Annotated in this window: 14 protein-coding genes; 4 read left to right on the forward strand and 10 right to left on the reverse strand. The window is 60.3% G+C overall.

Features of this window, described 5'->3' with window-relative positions:
- The first annotated feature begins 10 nt into the window (after window positions 1–10).
- Both L6D82_RS20545 and L6D82_RS20550 read left to right on the forward strand, forming a co-directional pair.
- Entirely contained in the window at window positions 11–649 is a 639-nt protein-coding gene (locus L6D82_RS20545) for a LysE family translocator (RefSeq protein WP_102687195.1), read from the forward strand.
- Between the two features lies 1 nt (window position 650).
- Complete coding sequence (locus L6D82_RS20550) at window positions 651–1,181, forward strand: GNAT family N-acetyltransferase (protein ID WP_085745283.1); 531 nt, start codon at window positions 651–653, stop codon at window positions 1,179–1,181.
- Here L6D82_RS20550 and metR read toward each other — a convergent pair.
- The gene (metR, locus tag L6D82_RS20555; RefSeq protein ID WP_007953158.1) at window positions 1,165–2,082 is read right to left on the reverse strand and encodes a transcriptional regulator MetR; all 918 of its coding nucleotides are present in this window, start codon (window positions 2,080–2,082) and stop codon (window positions 1,165–1,167) included. The two genes, L6D82_RS20550 and metR, sit on opposite strands and share 17 nt — an antisense overlap.
- 111 nt (window positions 2,083–2,193) lie before the next feature.
- Here metR and metE point away from each other — a divergent pair, with 111 nt between their 5' ends.
- Entirely contained in the window at window positions 2,194–4,506 is a 2,313-nt protein-coding gene (metE, locus tag L6D82_RS20560; RefSeq protein ID WP_236191374.1) for a 5-methyltetrahydropteroyltriglutamate--homocysteine S-methyltransferase, read from the forward strand.
- Window positions 4,507–4,636: 130 nt separating this feature from the next.
- Window positions 4,637–5,671 (forward strand): alpha/beta fold hydrolase, encoded by a 1,035-nt coding sequence (locus tag L6D82_RS20565; protein WP_236191376.1) that lies wholly within the window; start codon window positions 4,637–4,639, stop codon window positions 5,669–5,671.
- Between the two features lie 73 nt (window positions 5,672–5,744).
- Here L6D82_RS20565 and L6D82_RS20570 read toward each other — a convergent pair whose 3' ends face one another.
- The 9 genes from L6D82_RS20570 to glpD all read right to left on the reverse strand — a co-directional run bounded on the left by L6D82_RS20570 (window position 5,745) and on the right by glpD (window position 17,017).
- Complete coding sequence (locus L6D82_RS20570; protein ID WP_236191379.1) at window positions 5,745–8,087, reverse strand: Ig-like domain-containing protein; 2,343 nt, start codon at window positions 8,085–8,087, stop codon at window positions 5,745–5,747.
- Window positions 8,088–8,227: 140 nt separating this feature from the next.
- The gene (locus L6D82_RS20575; protein ID WP_162831789.1) at window positions 8,228–8,557 is read right to left on the reverse strand and encodes a GlpM family protein; all 330 of its coding nucleotides are present in this window, start codon (window positions 8,555–8,557) and stop codon (window positions 8,228–8,230) included.
- 20 nt (window positions 8,558–8,577) lie between these two features.
- A complete protein-coding gene (aauR, locus tag L6D82_RS20580) occupies window positions 8,578–9,906 on the reverse strand; it encodes a two-component response regulator AauR (protein ID WP_276574279.1) in 1,329 nt (442 codons plus the stop codon).
- Window positions 9,903–11,816 carry a two-component sensor histidine kinase AauS gene (aauS, locus tag L6D82_RS20585; protein WP_102718078.1) on the reverse strand — a complete coding sequence of 638 codons (1,914 nt, stop codon included), beginning with the start codon at window positions 11,814–11,816 and terminating at the stop codon, window positions 9,903–9,905. The genes aauR and aauS overlap by 4 nt, the downstream gene beginning before the upstream one ends.
- 64 nt (window positions 11,817–11,880) lie before the next feature.
- The gene (locus tag L6D82_RS20590) at window positions 11,881–12,615 is read right to left on the reverse strand and encodes an amino acid ABC transporter ATP-binding protein (protein ID WP_007953170.1); all 735 of its coding nucleotides are present in this window, start codon (window positions 12,613–12,615) and stop codon (window positions 11,881–11,883) included.
- Window positions 12,612–13,283 carry an amino acid ABC transporter permease gene (locus L6D82_RS20595; protein WP_007953172.1) on the reverse strand — a complete coding sequence of 224 codons (672 nt, stop codon included), beginning with the start codon at window positions 13,281–13,283 and terminating at the stop codon, window positions 12,612–12,614. The genes L6D82_RS20590 and L6D82_RS20595 overlap by 4 nt, the downstream gene beginning before the upstream one ends.
- The gene (locus tag L6D82_RS20600; RefSeq protein WP_085745278.1) at window positions 13,283–14,029 is read right to left on the reverse strand and encodes an amino acid ABC transporter permease; all 747 of its coding nucleotides are present in this window, start codon (window positions 14,027–14,029) and stop codon (window positions 13,283–13,285) included. Before L6D82_RS20600 ends, L6D82_RS20595 begins: the two co-directional genes overlap by 1 nt.
- A gap of 195 nt (window positions 14,030–14,224) precedes the next feature.
- A complete protein-coding gene (locus tag L6D82_RS20605; RefSeq protein WP_039765825.1) occupies window positions 14,225–15,139 on the reverse strand; it encodes a glutamate/aspartate ABC transporter substrate-binding protein in 915 nt (304 codons plus the stop codon).
- A gap of 339 nt (window positions 15,140–15,478) precedes the next feature.
- A complete protein-coding gene (gene glpD, locus L6D82_RS20610; protein ID WP_085745277.1) occupies window positions 15,479–17,017 on the reverse strand; it encodes a glycerol-3-phosphate dehydrogenase in 1,539 nt (512 codons plus the stop codon).
- Window positions 17,018–17,096: the final 79 nt, after the last annotated feature.

Here is a 17,096-nt window from a genome sequence, read left to right on the forward strand (position 1 = left end):
GGACTTCGTCATGATCCCGCTTCAAGACCTGCTGATTTTTGCCGCCGCTGCACTGCTGATGGTACTGACGCCGGGGCCGAACATGATCTACCTGATCTCGCGTTCGATCTGTCAGGGACGCCGTGCCGGGGTGACTTCGCTGCTCGGCGTGGTGGCGGGTTTCTTTGTGCATCTGTTCGCGGCGGCTGCCGGTTTGACTGCGGTGTTTCTCGCGGTGCCGATGGCCTATGAAGTGTTGAAGTGGGCCGGTGCGCTGTACCTGCTGTGGCTGGCCTGGCAGGCGGTGAAACCCGGCGCCCGTTCGCCATTCGAGGCGCAGCAACTGCCGGCGGATTCGTCGCGCAAACTGATCACCATGGGCTTTCTCACCAGCGCGCTGAACCCGAAAATCGCGGTGTTCTACCTCTCGGTATTTCCGCAGTTCATTTCGCCAGAGCACGGCTCGGTGTTCACCCAGAGCATCATCCTCGGCCTGACCCAGATCAGCGTCAGTTTCTGCGTCAACCTGCTGATCGCGCTGTTCGCGGCGGGCATCGCGTCGTGGTTCGTCAACAACCCGACCTGGCTGGCGGCGCAGCGTTATTTCATGGGCTTCGTGCTGGGCGGCCTGGCCGTGCGGCTGATGCTTGAACAGCGCAAGGCAGCCTGACATGTGGATCGAACGGCTGGACGCCAGTCATGCGCTGGCCTATCGCGAATTGATGCTGGAAGCCTATGACCGGCATCCGCAGGCGTTCACCTCCAGCGTGCGCGAGCGCGCAGTGATGCCGCTGAGCTGGTGGGAATCACGCCTGACCAGCAAGCTCGACGCGGTGTTCGGCGCGTTCGAAGACGGCCGGCTGGCGGGCATCGTCGGCCTGGCGTTCGAGCCTCGGGAAAAGGCCCGGCACAAGGCAACGGTCTTCGGCATGTATGTGTCGGCCGACTTTCGTCAGCGCGGGCTGGGGCTGAAATTGATGGAGGCGGTGCTGGGTGAGGCGCAGCAGCACCCGGCGCTGAAAGTCATTCAATTGACCGTCACCGCCGGCAATGACGCGGCGTTCCAGCTGTACCAGCGCTGCGGCTTCATCCAGTTCGGCCTCGAGCCGATGGCGGTGCGGGTCGGCGAGGACTACTTCGACAAGATCCACATGTGGTGCCCGCCTTCTGTGCCGACCGCCAGCCTCAACGAACCGCGCTGACCCCATCCAGGGTCGAGAACGAGGTGTCCTTGGCCGTCAGCAGGAAATCGCGCATGTACGGCGCGTCCAGCATGTCGGCGCGGATCGCCGCGTACAGCGTCGCGAACAGACCTTTCTCACCCAGCCGCTTGCCCTTCACGTAACCGCGCGAGCTGTATTCATGCAGCGCCCAGTGCGGCATGCCGCACACGCCACGACCGCTGGCCACCAGTTGCATCATCATCACCGTCAGCTCTGAGGTACGCACCTGCGCCGGTTCGATGTCGGCCGGTTCGAGGAAGCGGGTGAAGATGTCCAGCCGGTCGCGTTCGACCGGGTAGGTGATCAGGGTTTCGGTCAGCAGGTCTTCGGGAACGATGTACGGTTTGCTCGCCAGCGCATGCTGATTGGCGACCGCGAGCATGGCTTCGTAGGTGAACAGCGGCACGTAGGTGATGCCGGCGATTTCCAGCGGGTCGGACGTCACCACCAGATCCAGATCACCCCGGGCCAGAGCCGGCAGCGGGGCAAACGAGAAACCCGAAGCGAGGTCGAGTTCGACTTCCGGCCACGCATCGCGGAACTGGTCGATGGTCGGCATCAGCCACTGGAAGCAGCTGTGGCATTCGATCGCCATGTGCAGACGCCCGGCGGTGCCCCCGGCCAGACGCCCGATATCACGTTCGGCGGCGCGCAGCAGCGGCAGGGTCGCGTCGGCCAGTTGCAGCAGGCGCAGGCCGGCGCTGGTGAAGCGCACCGGTTTGGTCTTGCGCACGAACAATGGCATGCCCATGCGCTCTTCCAGTTCCTTGAACTGGTGGGACAGCGCCGACTGGGTCAGGTGCAGGCGGTCGGCTGCATCGACCAGGCTGTCGGCTTCGCGCAGGGCATGCAGGGTTTTCAGGTGACGGATCTCAAGCACCGCAGGCTCCATGAGGAAAATTTGTGATCAACACGAAAAGGTTGAGTTTGTCTCATGTTGCCCTGGCTGTCGACAATGGCGCCATCTTTTACGCAATGGAGAACACTCGACATGGCCGTGGCACACACCCTGGGTTTCCCGCGCATCGGCGCCGACCGTGAACTGAAAAAAGCCCTCGAAGCCTGTTGGAAAGGCGATCTCGATCAGGCCGCTTTGAATCAGGTCGGCCGCGAGCTGCGCGCCAAGCACTGGCAACTGCAGAAGGATGCCGGCATCGACCTGCTGCCGGTCGGCGACTTCGCCTGGTACGACCAGGTGCTGACCCACTCGCTGACCTTCGGTGTGATCCCCGAGCGCTTCGACGGTGTGCGTGACGAGCGCGGCCTGCCGACCCTCGACACCCTGTTCGCCATGGCCCGTGGCGCCACGTCGTCCTGCTGTGGCGGCGAGCACGGCAAGACTCAGTACGCGCAAGAGCTGACCAAGTGGTTCGATACCAACTACCACTACCTGGTCCCGGAATTCAGCGCAGACCAGCAATTCAAGCTGAGCTGGGAGCAGCTGTTCGATGAAGTCGAAGAAGCCAAGGCCCTCGGTCACAACGTCAAACCGGTGATCATCGGCCCGCTGACTTACCTGTGGCTGGGCAAGGCGAAAGGCAACGACTTCGACAAGCTTGATCTGCTTGAGCGCCTGTTGCCGGTGTACAACGAAATCCTCGGTCGCCTCGCCGCACAGGGCGTGGAGTGGGTGCAGATCGATGAGCCGATCCTCACCCTCGACCTGCCGCAAGCCTGGAAAAGCGCCTTCGAACGCGCCTATCACATCCTTCAGTACTCGCCGCTGAAGAAACTGGTGGCGACCTATTTCAGCGGTCTGCAAGACAACCTCGGCCTGGCCGTCGGCCTGCCGGTGCAAGGCCTGCACATCGACGCCGTGCGTGCGCCGGATCAACTCGGTCAGGTGCTGGATCGTCTGCCGACTTACAAGATTCTTTCGGTCGGTCTGGTCAACGGTCGTAACGTCTGGCGCTGCGAACTGGAGCAGGCGCTGGCACAACTGCAACCGGCGCAGGAGCGTTTTGGCGATAACCTGTGGGTCAGCAGTTCCTGCTCGTTGCTGCACAGTCCGGTGGATGTCGAGCGTGAAGACAAGCTTGATCCGGAACTGAAAAGCTGGCTGGCATTCGCCGTGCAGAAGTGTGCCGAAATCTCCGTGCTGCGTGATGCGCTGAACGATCCGCAAGCGCCAAAAGTGCAAAGCGCGCTGGCCGAAAGCCGCGCGATTCAAGAGAGTCGCACTCGTTCGCCACGCATTCACAAAGCCGAGGTGCAGGCGCGCATCGAGGCGATCAATGCCAACGACAGCCAGCGTCATTCGCCGTTCGCCAAACGCATCGCCGCGCAACAGGCGCGTTTGAAATTGCCGACGTTCCCGACCACCACCATTGGCTCGTTCCCGCAGACCGGCTCGATCCGTCTGGCCCGTCAGGCGTTCAAGCAGGGCAAGCTGTCGGCCAACGATTACCACGACGCCATGCGCAGCGAAATCCGCCACGCGGTACAGGTGCAGGAACGTCTGGGCCTTGATGTATTGGTGCACGGTGAAGCCGAGCGCAACGACATGGTCGAGTACTTCGCCGAGCAGCTCGACGGTTACCTGTTTACCCGCTTCGGCTGGGTCCAGAGCTACGGGTCCCGTTGCGTGAAACCGGCGGTGATTTATGGCGACCTGTCCCGTCCTAATGCCATGACCGTTGACTGGATCACCTACGCCCAGAGCCTGACGGACAAGGTGATGAAAGGCATGCTGACCGGTCCCGTGACCATGCTGATGTGGTCGTTCCCGCGCGAAGACGTGTCGCGCAAAGTCCAGGCGCAACAACTGGCGCTGGCCCTGCGTGACGAAGTGGTGGATCTGGAAAACGCCGGAATCAAGATCGTACAGATCGACGAAGCCGCGTTCCGCGAAGGCCTGCCGCTGCGCCGTGAACAATGGCAGGAATACCTCGACTGGGCCGTGCAGGCGTTCCGTTTGACGGCTTCGGGCGTGAAGGATGAAACCCAGATTCACACCCACATGTGCTACAGCGAATTCAATGACGTGATCAAGGCGATCGCCGACATGGACGCCGACGTCATCACCATCGAAACCTCGCGCTCGGACATGGAATTGCTCGATGCCTTCGAAGCGTTCGACTACCCGAACGACATCGGCCCGGGCGTTTACGACATCCACTCGCCGCGCGTGCCGGACACCGCCGAGATGGTGAAACTGATGAGCAAAGCCGTGAAGCGCATCCCGGCGCAGCGCCTGTGGGTCAACCCCGATTGCGGCCTGAAGACCCGCGCATGGCCCGAGACCGAAGCGGCGCTGGTCAACATGGTGGCGGCGGCGCGGCAGTTGCGCAGTCAGTTGGCGTAACGGCAGCACCGGATGAAGAGTGTCGACCGCTCGGCACTCTTCATCAAACTGTCATCGAACTGTGGCAGCGCGCTTGAACAAACTTCATCAGACTCGCGCTCTACTGGGGTTCTGCGTTTCGGTGTTTTTCATGTTCAAGGGATTTTTTGCAATCGCGGCGTTGTTGGCCGCGGTTTTTTTCGTTCCGGCGTCCTATGCAGCGTCGCGTTGCGACGTCAATGTACCGACCGAACGGGTCGATCTGGACCAGGTGAGCCTGGCCTACCAGAGCATCGGTCGTGCGTCGGATCCGGCGCTGTTGCTGGTGATGGGCCTGGGCGGACAGTTGATCCACTGGCCGGACGAAGTGGTGGTCGCGCTGTGTCAGCAGGGCTTTCGGGTGATCCGTTATGACAACCGCGATGTCGGTCTGTCGACCTGGCGCCAGACGCCGGCCGAAGCCAACCTGACCTTTGAAGTGCTGCGCTACAAGCTCGGCCTGCCGGTGGCGGCGCCTTACAGCCTGACCGACATGGCCGACGATGCACTGGGCCTGATGGATGCGTTGCACGTCGAGCAATTCCACGTACTTGGCGCGAGCATGGGCGGGATGATCGCCCAGCACATGGCGGCCATGGCGCCGCAACGGGTCGAGAGCCTGACGCTGATCATGACCAGCTCCGGCGCCGAAGGGTTGCCGGCGCCGAGCGCGGCGTTGGTGCAGTTGCTGGCACGACGTGGCGCGCCCAATCGCCAGATCGCGCTTGAGCAACAGGCCGATCTGCTGGCGGCGCTGGGCAGTCCTTCAGTCAGCGATGATCGCGAGGCGTTGCTGCATCAAGCGGCGCTGTCCTATGACCGAGCGTTCAATCCCGAAGGCGTGAAGCGCCAGATCATGGCGATCCTCGCCGAACCGAGCCGGGTGGCGTTGCTCAATCAACTGCGCGTTCCGACCCTGGTAGTGCATGGCACGGCGGATCCTTTGTTGCCAGTGATGCACGGCGTACATCTGGCGGCACACATTCGTGGTAGTCAGCTGCGGCTGATTCCGGGGCTGGCGCACCGTTTTCAGGAAGCGTTCAAGGAGCCGTTGCTGGCGGCGGTGTTGCCGTATCTGCGCGAGCACCGCGAAGACACGTCGCACTGGGCGCAGATCGAGCCGGTGGCGGAAGGGAATTTGTTGTAGGGAGAGTAGGGCGAAGCCTCGGGGGTGTCAGTCGCCAAGGCTTCTCCGATCCGCGCGTTTGTCGTCTTGCCAATCATCCTGCGATCTTATAAAGCCAGGCTCGTCGTTCTCCGTAAGCTGAGATGCCCAAGTCAGAACCCATACTGGAAAGCCACATCGCCCAAGCGTTCGGACTCCAGGAACCATCGGGGTTGTAAAGAATATTTTCTTTTGACCAATACAGTTCGTTTGGCAGGCCCATTCTTTGGGTCGCGGTACCCGCCGGGCCGCGGTACGTTCTCCTGACGACTTCCAGCTCCCCTAGCGTCAATCCGTAGTTTGCCAGGTTGGGTTGGTCCGGTAGGGTCCAGGTGGTGTAACCGAATTCGAGTCGTTGAACATTGTAAAAAGTGATGGTGTAAGACGCAGTGCGACCTGCGCTGTCATGAACCGTGATTGATGCCGTCCCGTTGCCCGTCGCGTGTACTGTTCCGGTGTTTATATCTATCCAGGCAACCGACGGATTTGAAGAGTAGTACCGGAATGGTGGGGTGCCTCCTGTGGCGGATCGATGGTAAATGCCTTGCGCCAGTGGTGATTGTGGATTGACTCCCCGGAAGTTGTAACAGCCTTGTGCATTCTGTGAGTGATTCTGGCCCAGGCTCAAAGGCGCGACAACTTTGAACGTCCACGTGTTCGAGAGTGGGTTGGTCCCGGACAGCGCTTTGGCCGTTATTTGATAAGTATTTGGTGCAGCGACTACAAAGGTGAAGTCCCATTTGCCGGTCGATCTTGCTGTCGTATTACCGAGCGGTGTGCTTCCGTTCAGAATCTGCAAATTTTCGTCTTCCGACGAGCTGCCGCTCACGGTCACACTGACTGCCGTCGTGGTACCCCCATTGAGTACAGGCTGGTTTGTCTGAGTGTTGATTGTTGCGGTAATTGTAGGCGTCTGCGTTTGTAAGGCACCGATCTGAAGCAGCAACAGCTCGGACTGCACTGAGGGCGTTCCCGGATTTTCGATTTCGTAGGCAACGATCAATCGCTTGCTTGCGAACCGTTTGATGTAGTCGGCTGGCACTGTGAAGACAACCTCCTGGGTTGCATCGACAATGAATTGTCTGAACATATACATGTTCACCACCCCGTCTGATCCGGTTATCTGCCAGAACATTGTCATCTTTGCATCGTTGGCCAAAGGCCAGTATTTGGGGATCACGACATGCGCCAGCGTGGTGTCCGCAGGTAGTTCGTCTCCTTTCTGTTCGGTAATGGTCGGGGCAGCGGCGGGGTTTTCGGATTTGCTTGCGCTGACGGTAACGGTAGCGGACTTGGAGCTCTGAGTGATCGTGCCGCGTTTTTTCGTGTAGCTGAGCGTAAACAGACCTTTGATGACGTTTCGAATGAGCTCGTTTGGCAACGGTATTTGCAAAAGCCGGCTGTTGGCCTCCATCGTCCTTTCGATCACATGTTCGACCCGGTCACCCCGGGAAGTAAACAGGACAATGGTGAGTAGTACGTTATCGCCAATGCTGAATTGGTCCGTCAAAAGAACTGTTGCCGCAGCGCCGGCTAGGCTGCTGTAGTCGAGATTGTTTGCAGCATCCGTTTCATCTACCTGGGGGGGCGGGAGAAGCACAGCGGTAGGCTTCAGGGACAGCATGACTGCGCTTGACCATCCACTGGCGTTGTGCACCCGGTCTTCGAGTTCATAACTGAGCGCCACCTTGTCGGTGTTGGGCAGCCTGGCCAGGAATTCGGGAAGCAAGTCAAAAAATACCTCCCCCAAAGCGGTGACCGTTACGCTCAGGCCAAGCGGGCCAACCATCAGATAAACCGTGTCGCCGATTGCCTGATACCGGTACTGCGGCACAGTGACGGTCATGCCATTGTCCAGCACGGTTTTGTCAATTACCGTCTCCGAGGGAATTGGCCGTGCCAGTCCCTGGTTGTTGGGCTTGTCGGGCCGTGTATCTTCTTCACCGGGACCGAAGGGTTTGAACAGCAGAGACAGGGGCGGAGAGGTATTTGTATTTCCGCTCGGACGTGTGACTTTGAACACCAACGGCAACGCATCAGGCATGGGGATGGGGGAGGAAAACAACTGATTCAGAAGATCAGACGGCAGGTAAAACGGTACCGGTTTGTCGACGTTTGATCCTACCGAAATGGGGGCGCCGACAGGTCTGGGAGGTGTCCCGATGAGTAACTGTATGAAGTCCAGACTGTCCATGTCCGAGTACGGGAAAAAGTAACCCAATAGTCCCCGTCGATCGCTATTCACCATGTTTCGATTCACGCCGTAGACGTTATTTGCCAGCGCTTTCGCCCCCGGAATGAACGGCGGGACATCCGCCATTATGCGCAAGGGGTCGTGATCCGTTGAAAAGACAAGTTGCTGAGTCGAAGCGTTAGTGTTGCTCGATAGGCTGACCATGTTTTTGCCTCAAGTAAGGTAGCGTTGCAGTCCCCTGCGTATAGGGAGATTGAGCAGCTACCGATGAGGTCCGTCTACTGTCAGATCTAACAGGTCATCGTGATTTTCAGACGAGCGGTGCACCGATACCTACGTCTGATTCAGGCGTGAAGCCGCACCCACACCGACACCAGCACCGTCGCCGCCATCAGCCACGCCACCGCCGCGACCGCCAGCGAAGCCTCTAGGCGCATGCGGTCGACCATCACGTACAAGGTCGCCAGATAGACGAAGTACGGAATGATCGACCACATGCCGAAAACGATGGTGGTCTTCAGGTCGTCGATCGAACGGCCCTTGCCGACAATGTAGTGGGCGATCAGGGCGAAGGTCGGGAACAGCGGCACCAGCCCTGCGATGTAGTAGTTTTTGGTCTTGGCCAGCATGGCGAGGATCACCACCACGGCCGCGCCGAGCATTGCCTTGAAAATCAGATCCACGTCGTTCTCGCTTAATGGCTCAGGCCGTATTTTTTCACTTTGTCGAACAACGTGGTCTTGGCCATGCCCAGTTCCAGGCTGGCCTGGGTCAGGTTGCCGCCGCTGCGTTGCAGGGCGTCGCTGAGCAGGTTGCGTTCGAACGCTTCCACCGCTTCGGCGAACGCCAGGCCCTGGCCTGCGCTACCCGCGCCGGTTTTCTTGAACGCCGGCAAACCGAGGGCAAAACGCTCGGCGACGTTGCGCAGCTCGCGCACGTTGCCCGGCCAGTCGTGGCTCATCAGGCTAGACAGGGTCTGGTTGTCCAGCTCCGGCAGCGCGCGGTCGAAACGCAGGGCCGATTGCTGGGTGAAGTGTTCGAACAGTTGCAGGATGTCTTCGCGGCGTTCGCGCAGGGGCGGCAGTTCCAGCGTTACCACGTTGAGGCGGTAGTACAGGTCACTGCGAAATTCCCCGGCCTTGCTCGATTCGTCGAGGTCGGATTTGGTCGCCGCAATCACCCGGCAATCCACTGTCACGCTCTGGTTCGAGCCGAGGCGTTCGAGGGTGCGCTCCTGCAACACCCGCAGCAGTTTGATCTGCAACGGCAGCGGCATGCTTTCCACTTCATCGAGGAACAGCGTGCCGCCGTCGGCGTGCTCGATCTTGCCGATCCGCCGCTTGCCGGCGCCGGTGAAGGCGTTGGCCTCGTGACCGAAGATTTCGCTTTCGAACAGGTTTTCCGGCAGCCCGCCGCAGTTCAGCGCAACGAACTGTTTGCTGTGACGGCGGCTGAAATCATGCAGGCAACGGGCGACCAGTTCCTTGCCGGTACCGGTTTCGCCTTCGATCAGCACATTAGCCGAGGTGTCGGCGACGTTGGCGATCAGTTCGCGCAGGTTCTGCATGGCTGGCGAACGGCCGATGATCCGACCTTCAAGGGAATCGCGTTCGGCCAGTTGCCGGCGCAGGGACGAGACTTCGCGATTCAGGCTGCGTTGTTCGAGGGCTCGGCGGGCCACGTCCACCAGTCGTTCTGGGGAGAACGGTTTCTCCATGAAGTCGTAGGCGCCTTTCTGCATCGCGCCGACGGCCATGGAGATGTCGCCGTGTCCGGTGATCAGCACCACCGGCAGGCTGCGGTCGCGTTGCTTGAGCCGGGTCAGCAGTTCCAGGCCGTCGATGCCCGGCAGGCGAATGTCGCTGATGACGATCCCGGCGAAGTTGTCACCGACCTGCTCCAGCGCTTCTTCGGCACTGCCCACGCCGATGCAGGGAATGTCTTCCAGCGTCAGCGCCTGCTGGCAGCCGAGCAGGACATGGGGGTCGTCTTCGACGATCAATACACTGAGGTCGTTGTTCATATTGGCTCGGCAGGAGTAGGGCTTACCAACGGTAAACTGAGGACGAAAGTGGTACCACCGCTGGCCGGGTGTTCGACACCCAGATGCCCGCCGGTGGCGGCCGCCAGACTGGCCGACAGGGTCAGGCCGAGGCCCAGGCCCTGTTCGCCGGGCTTGGTGGTGAAGAACGGTTCGAACAGATGCTTGCGGGCTTCGGCGTCGATGCCGTGACCGTTGTCGCGCACCCGCAGGCGATATTTGCCGTTGAATTCTTCGCCTTCCAGCCACAGCTCCGGCAGCGGTTGCGCCTGCATGGCGTCGAGGGCGTTGCCGATCAGGTTGACCAGAATCTGTTCCAGGCGCGTCTGGTCGATCTGCACCTGCACGTCGTCGAACTGGCGATGCAGTTGCAGGGAGGCACTTTCGACGCGGGCGCCGAGCACTTGCAGCGCGGCATCCACCGCTTTGCCAAGGCTGGCGCGACCCTTGTCGTCACCGCGCCGGGCGAAGGAGCGCAGGCTGGCGGTGATCCGGCCCATGCGGTCGATCAGGTCGTTGATGGTCTTGAGGTTGGTGCTGGCGACATCGAGCTGGCCGCGTTCAAGGAAGCGGATGGTGTTGCCCGACAGCGTGCGCATCGCCGCCAGCGGCTGGTTCAGTTCGTGGGCGATGCTGGTGGACATCTGGCCGATGGCCGCGAGTTTGCCGGCCTGCACCAGTTCGTCCTGGGCGCGGCGCAAGGTTTCTTCGGCCTGACGCCGTTCGCGGATCTGGCTCTTGAGCCGGTCATTGCTGGCGCGCAGGTCGGCTGTGCGTTCGGTAATCCGACGCTCCAGCTGATTGTTGGCTTCCTGCAGGGCTTCACGGGCGGCGAGGCGGGTGGCGATGACCTTGCGCCGTTCGTTCCAGGCGATCAGCAGGAATGCCACGAGCGCAAAGGCGACTGCCACCAGAATCCCCTGATTGATCGCCTCGCGCCGCAGATCCTGCAACGGCGTGAGCAGGGTGAAATTCCACGGGGTATCGCTCAGCGGTCGGGTTTGCGCCAGATAGCTGATGTTTTCCTCATCGCCATCCTGTTGGCTCGGCACTTCGCTGTTGGCCGGGAAGGTGAGTTTCTCCACACCTTCGGACAGGGTTTCGCGGGCCAGCGGTTGCAGTTCGTTCAGCGGAAACCAGTAGTACTGCAGGCTGCGGGCGAGTTTTTCCTTGGTCTCGTCGCTCAGCGGTATGACCGATTTCAGGCGCCGGGCCGGATCGCTGGAGAGAATGATGATGCCGTTTTCATCGCTGACGAATGCTTCGAGACGCGCTCGTTGCCAGCGTTCTTCCATGGCTTCCAGGCGCACCTTGACCACCGCGACGCCGATGATCTTGCCGTGTTCTTCGAGGCCGTGAGCCAAGTAATAACCGGGTTCGCCGTTGGTGCTGCCGATCCCGTAGAAACGTCCGGGCTGGCCGCGAATGGCATTCTGGAAGTAGGCGCGGAACGACAGGTCTTCACCGAGGTAGCTGTCGACGTCGCGCCAGTTGCTGGTGGCCATGACGCGGCCGGTGGTGTCCATGACGTAGATGGCCCGACTGCGACTGCGTCGGTTCAGGCCTTCAAGGTAATCGTTGACCGTTTGCCGGTGTTCCGGGGTCGGGTCGTCCAGCAACTGCGAAACGCTCGATTCGAGTTCCAGCAGGCTGGGCAGGTAGGTGTATTTGCTGATCTCGCTTTCGACCGCGCGGGCGTGCAGTTCCAGCTGGCGCTGGCCGTTTTCGCCGAGGCTGCGGATGCCGAAATGTTCGCTGGTCCAGAAGCCGATGTAACCCAGTCCGATCATCAGGGCGATGACCAGCGGCGGCAGGAACAGGTGGCGGATCAGACGGGGTTTCACGGCAAGTGATGGCGGCGTGGCGCGATAGAGAGTGGGGTCGCATTTCATCACAGATGCCTTGGGTCAACCACCTGCATTCCCCGACAGAGGATGTCGGGGAATGCAGCCGTTTTTAATGCTGCAGGATTTTCTCGAGGAAATGCTGCGCGCGTTCGGAGCGTTGGCTGATGTCGCCAAAGAACTCTTCTTTCTTGCAGTCTTCGATGATCTTGCCGGCGTCCATGAAGATCACGCGGTCGGCCACTTTACGGGCGAAGCCCATTTCATGGGTCACGCACATCATGGTCATGCCTTCGTGGGCCAGCTGCACCATCACGTCGAGCACTTCGTTGACCATTTCCGGGTCGAGCGCCGAGGTCGGTTCGTCGAACAGCATGACGATCGGGTCCATCGCCAGCGCACGGGCGATCGCCACACGCTGTTGCTGACCGCCGGACAACTGGCCCGGATGTTTGTGGGCATGAGCCGACAGGCCGACGCGCTCGAGCAGTTGCAGGCCTTTCTTGGTCGCCTCTTCCTTGCTGCGGCCCAGCACCTTGATCTGCGCGATGGTCAGGTTTTCGGTGATGGTCAGGTGCGGGAACAGTTCGAAATGCTGGAACACCATGCCGACGCGCGAGCGCAGTTTCGGCAGGTTGGTCTTCGGATCGGCAATCGACGTGCCGTCGACCACGATGTCACCTTTCTGGAACGGCTCCAGTGCGTTGACGCACTTGATCAGGGTCGACTTGCCCGAACCGGACGGACCGCAGACCACGATCACTTCACCCTTTTTGACCTCGGTGCTGCAATCGGTCAGCACCTGGAAGTCCCCATACCACTTGTTGATGTTCTTGATAGAGATCATACGGCGAACCTTTTTTGCAGACGCTTGACCAGCACCGAGGCGGCAAAGCTGATGGTGAAGTACACGAGACCTGCGAAGATCAGGAACTCATTCGAGCGGCCAATGATGTCGCCACTGGCGCGCGAGGCGTTGAGGAAGTCCACCAGGCCCACGGTGTAGACCAGCGAGGTGTCCTGGAACAGGATGATGCTCTGCTGCAGCAGCAGCGGGGTCATCTTGCGGAACGCCTGGGGCAGGATGATCAGGCGCATCATCTGGCCGTAGGTCATGCCCAGTGCCTGCGCCGCGCCCATCTGGCCTTTCGGGATCGACTGCACGCCGGCCCGGACGATTTCGCAGAAGTACGCCGCTTCGAACATCATGAACGCCACGATGCACGAGGTGAACGCGCCGATCGGGGTGTCTTCGCCGGTGATCCAGCGCAGCACGAACGGCACTGCCAGGTAGAACCAGGTGATCACCAGCAGCAGCGGGATCGAACGGAAATAGTTGACGTACGCGCCGGCGATGCTCGACAGCAGTTTGCTGTGGGACAGGCGCATCAGCGCGAGGATGGTGCCGAGGATGATCCCGCCGACCACGCCCAGCGCCATCAGCTTGAGGGTCATCAGCATGCCGTTCCACAGGCCGGGAATGGCCGGAACGATGCCACTGAAATCGAATTCCATTATTTACCCCCCACGGAGATCAGGCCGGGCACGGCGACTTTCTTCTCGACCATGCGCATCAGCAGCATCAGGCTCATGTTGAGGGTGAAATAGATCAGGGTCGCCAGGGTGAACGCTTCAAACAGGTTGGCCGAGAATTCGGCGGTCTGTTTGGTTTGCGCCAGCAGCTCCATCAGACCGATCAGGGACGCCACGGAGGAGTTCTTGAACACGTTCAGGAATTCCGAGGTGAGCGGCGGAATGATGATCCGGTAGGCCTGAGGCAGCAGCACGTTCCAGTAGATCTGCGGCAGCTTGAAACCCATGGCGCGGGCAGCGGATTCCTGGCCGCGTGGCAGCGCCTGGATACCGGTGCGAACCTGTTCGCAGACACGGGCGGCGGTGAACAGGCCCAGGCAGACGACAACGCTCAGGTAGGCCGAAGTGGTCGGGTTCAGGTCCTGCTTGTACCACTCCTGCAGATCCGGCGGCAGCAGATCGGGCACCAGGAAGTACCAGATGAACAGCTGAACCAGCAGCGGCACGTTACGGAACAGTTCGACGTAGCAGGTCGCGATGCCCGACACGATGCGGTTCGGCACGGTGCGCATGATGCCCAGCAGCGAGCCGAGTATCAGGGCGATGATCCAGGCCACGATGGCGATGGCGATGGTCCAGCCCAGACCGGAGATGAACCAGTCGAGATAGGTCTCGCTGCCCACGCCGGTGGACTTGAAGAACACGCCCCAGTCCCAGTTGTAATTCATTAGGGTCTCCCCTCGATTCGATCGATGTACAAGTGCCCGCCTGGGGAAGCTCCGTTCCCGCCCTGATTGTGAAAATCAGGCACACGCGATCGGCTCGACAGCCACCGGTTCGAGTGTTTCCAGAAAATGCCAGCAGGGAGTGACCATCCCCTGAAAAGGCAGGCGCCTCCTCAGGGGGATAAGGTTAGTCAGAAATCAGGATTTCTTGTCGTCAGCCGCTTTGTCGGTCGGATTGGCGATCAGGGCCTTGAGCTCGTCGCTCATCGGGAAGTTCAGGTTCAGGCCTTTCGGCGGAATCGGCTGCATGAACCATTTTTCGTAGATCTTGTTGATCTCGCCCGAGGCGTAAGTCGCCTTGATGGCGTCGTCGACAGCCTTTTTGAACGGCGCATCGCCCTTGCGCATCATGCAGCCATAGATTTCGTACGACTGTGGCGTGCCGGTTACAGCCCAGTCGGAGGCTTTCTTGGCCTTGGCGGCTTCGCCGGCCAGCAGGGCGTCGTCCATCATGAACGCAACGGCACGACCCGATTCCAGCATCTGGAAGGATTCGCCGTGGTCCTTGGCGGAGATCACGTTCATGCCCATCTGCTTGTCGGCGTTCATCGCCTTGAGAATGCGCTCGGAAGTGGTGCCGGCGGTGGTCACGACGTTCTTGCCTTTCAGATCGTCGAAATCCTTGTACTTGGAGTCAGCCTTGGACAGCAGACGGGTACCGATTTCGAAGATGCCGACGGAGAAGTCGACCTGTTGCTGACGCTCGACGTTGTTGGTGGTGGAGCCGCACTCGACGTCCACGGTGCCGTTCTGCACCAGCGGGATACGGGTTTGCGAAGTCACGAGGTTGTATTTGACCTGCAGGTTTGGCAGGTCCAGGTCTTTCTTGATCGCTTCGACGATGGCCAGCTGGATATCGTGGGAGTAGCCGACCGGCTTGCCGGAAGCGTCAGCGATGTAGGAGAAAGGAATGGAAGCGTCACGGTGGCCCAGGGTGATGACGCCGGACTCTTTGATCTTCTTAAGGGTGCCGGTGAGTTCGGCAGCGAAAACTGGTGTGCTGATCAGAGCGGCAGCAATGGCTGCGCCCAGGATATGGGGAACGATGCGCATCAAATTTTCCTCGACATTGTTTTTTTTATGGAGCCGGTTGAGCGGGCCCTTTGTACTTCGAATGCCTGACGGCTCCTGTTGTGTTGGCGCAACAGGCATTCGTCGAAGGAGTGTAGAGCATGAGTCGTGCCAGACCAGTCAGTACAGGTTAATTCATTGATTTATAACGTTATTAAAGTTTTGTGATGGTGTTTTTCCGTGAATCTGATCCGGTTAACCGAATTGACCGTCAGGTCGCGTTCGGAAAACCGAACGTCCTCATTGCGCCTTGTTTCAGCCTGAATGCAAAAAGCCCCTGAATCTTTCGATTCAGGGGCTTTTTATTCGGCTACGAACGGATCAGGCCGCTTCGATCTTGCTGCGATTCTGCTCGACCTTGTTCAGGTATGCCGCCAGTCGCTCTTGCTCGTTCGACGTGGTGAACAGGCCCAGTTTGCTGCGACGCCACAGGATGTCATGCGCGGTGGTGGCCCACTCTTCAGTGCACAGGTAATCGACTTCACGGGTGTAGAGCCCGCCACCGATGTGTTCGCCCATGTCGGCCAGGGTGTCGACGCCTTCGAGCATGCGCCAGGTGCGGCTGCCGTAGGTGGTGGCCCAGCGGCGTGCAATTTCGGTCGGCACGAAGTCAAACTTGTCGCGGATCAGCGCGCTCAGGGCCTGTGGCGTGGTCATGTCCTCGCCGCCGGGCAGGGTGGCGGTGGCCGTCCAGCTCGGGCGCATCTGGGTGAAGTACGGCATCAGCTGCGCCATCGCTGACTCGGCGAGCTTGCGATAGGTGGTCAGCTTGCCGCCGAACACCGACAGCAGCGGCGCTTCTTCGGTGCTGCCGGACAGCGCCAGGGTGTAGTCGCGGGTCACGGCCGAAGGATTGTCGGACTCGTCGTTGCACAGCGGACGTACGCCCGAGTAGGTGTGAAGGATGTCGTCACGGCTGATCTGCTTCTTGAAGTGGGCGTTGACCACTTTGAGCAGGTAATCGGTTTCGCCGTCGGTGATCGCCACTTTGGCCGGATCGCCGGTGTATTCGCGGTCGGTGGTGCCGATCAGGGTCAGGTTGTTCAGGTAAGGAATGGTGAAAACGATGCGCTGATCTTCGTTTTGCAGGATGTGCGCGTGATCGCCTTCGTACAGTTTCGGCACGATGATGTGGCTGCCCTGGATCAGGCGGATGCCGTACGGCGATTCCATCTTCAGGTCGTCACGGATGAACTTGGCGACCCACGGACCGGCGGCGTTCACCAGCGCTTTGGCGGTGATCGAAAACAGGCTGCCGTCGGCGCGTTCCAGGTTCAGGTGCCACAGGCCCTTGGCGCGGCGGGCGCTGACGCAGCGGGTCTGGGTGTGAATGTGCGCGCCTTTTTCACGGGCAGCCATGGCGTTGAGAACCACGAGGCGGGCGTCGTCGACCCAGCAGTCGGAGTATTCGAAGCCTTTGCTGATTTCACTTTTCAGTGCGCTGTCGGCGCCGAACTTCAGGCTTTTCGAGCCAGCCAGTTTTTCGCGCTTGCCGAGGTGGTCATAAAGGAACAGGCCCGCGCGGATCATCCACGCCGGACGCAGGTGCGGGCGGTGCGGCAGCACGAAACGCATCGGCTTGACGATGTGCGGGGCCTTGGCCAGCAGCACTTCGCGTTCGGCCAGGGCTTCGCGCACCAGACGGAATTCGTAATGTTCGAGGTAGCGCAGGCCTCCGTGGATCAGCTTGCTGCTGGCCGACGAGGTGTGGCTGGCCAGATCGTCCTTTTCGCAAAGGAACACCGAAAGACCGCGACCGGCGGCATCCGCTGCGATCCCCACGCCATTGATCCCGCCGCCGATGACGGCGATGTCGTAGATCTCGGAGATAGGGGGCGTACGCAAGGTAGATGTGGACATCGGCTGGCCTCGGGCTCTTTTGATTTTCTGTCTTGGAAATCGAACATGAATGTTCATTTGCGAAAATGGTAGCCCATAA

The organism is Pseudomonas paraglycinae (assembly GCF_021601625.1).
GTDB lineage: Bacteria > Pseudomonadota > Gammaproteobacteria > Pseudomonadales > Pseudomonadaceae > Aquipseudomonas > Aquipseudomonas paraglycinae.

Bases quoted from the DNA above. Each gene is read 5' to 3' on its own strand.
- aauS (WP_102718078.1), bottom strand. From the start codon at position 11,816: ATGAAATGCGACCCCACTCTCTATCGCGCCACGCCGCCATCACTTGCC.
- metE (WP_236191374.1), top strand. From the start codon at position 2,194: ATGGCCGTGGCACACACCCTGGGTTTCCCGCGCATCGGCGCCGACCGT.
- aauR (WP_276574279.1), bottom strand. From the start codon at position 9,906: ATGAACAACGACCTCAGTGTATTGATCGTCGAAGACGACCCCCATGTC.
- glpD (WP_085745277.1), bottom strand. From the start codon at position 17,017: ATGTCCACATCTACCTTGCGTACGCCCCCTATCTCCGAGATCTACGAC.
- L6D82_RS20570 (WP_236191379.1), bottom strand. From the start codon at position 8,087: ATGGTCAGCCTATCGAGCAACACTAACGCTTCGACTCAGCAACTTGTC.
- L6D82_RS20545 (WP_102687195.1), top strand. From the start codon at position 11: ATGATCCCGCTTCAAGACCTGCTGATTTTTGCCGCCGCTGCACTGCTG.
- L6D82_RS20565 (WP_236191376.1), top strand. From the start codon at position 4,637: ATGTTCAAGGGATTTTTTGCAATCGCGGCGTTGTTGGCCGCGGTTTTT.
- L6D82_RS20605 (WP_039765825.1), bottom strand. From the start codon at position 15,139: ATGCGCATCGTTCCCCATATCCTGGGCGCAGCCATTGCTGCCGCTCTG.
- L6D82_RS20600 (WP_085745278.1), bottom strand. From the start codon at position 14,029: ATGAATTACAACTGGGACTGGGGCGTGTTCTTCAAGTCCACCGGCGTG.
- L6D82_RS20590 (WP_007953170.1), bottom strand. From the start codon at position 12,615: ATGATCTCTATCAAGAACATCAACAAGTGGTATGGGGACTTCCAGGTG.
- L6D82_RS20595 (WP_007953172.1), bottom strand. From the start codon at position 13,283: ATGGAATTCGATTTCAGTGGCATCGTTCCGGCCATTCCCGGCCTGTGG.
- L6D82_RS20550 (WP_085745283.1), top strand. From the start codon at position 651: ATGTGGATCGAACGGCTGGACGCCAGTCATGCGCTGGCCTATCGCGAA.